At 52.9% G+C, this 461-nt stretch carries 1 pseudogene; it reads left to right on the forward strand.

What is annotated here, in order from left to right:
• Positions 1 to 386 (forward strand): annotated as a pseudogene (locus KDM89_RS19710) (molecular chaperone HtpG); the annotation flags it as partial.
• Positions 387 to 461 lie beyond the last annotated feature (75 nt).

Here is a 461-nt window from a genome sequence, read left to right on the forward strand (position 1 = left end):
CCGAGAAAAAACAGCATGAAGAGACCGAGACGCAGTTCAAAGAGCTGGTCGAGAAAATGAAAGCTGCACTGGCCGATAAAGCCAAAGACGTGCGTGTGACTTTCCGTCTGACCGACTCCCCAGCCTGCCTGGTCGCGGATGAGCACGACTTGTCAGGCAATCTGGCCCGTATGCTGAAAGCCGCTGGCCAGGCTGCGCCGGAATCCAAACCTATTTTGGAAATCAACCCTGACCATCCGCTGGTACAGAAGCTGAAATACGAAGAAGCGAAATTCGCTGACTGGTCACACATCCTGTTCGACCAGGCTTTGCTGGCTGAAGGTGGCAACCTAAGCGACCCTAGCGGCTTTGTGAAACGCCTCAATGAAATGCTGTTAAATGCATAAAGCAAGCGAGTGAAGCGCGATAACGCTTCACTCACGCGCTCAGGCCCGTCCCATCAGGACGGGCTTTTTTATTTT

The organism is Cognatundibacterium luofuense (assembly GCF_018139685.1).
GTDB lineage: Bacteria > Pseudomonadota > Gammaproteobacteria > Burkholderiales > Burkholderiaceae_D > Undibacterium > Undibacterium luofuense.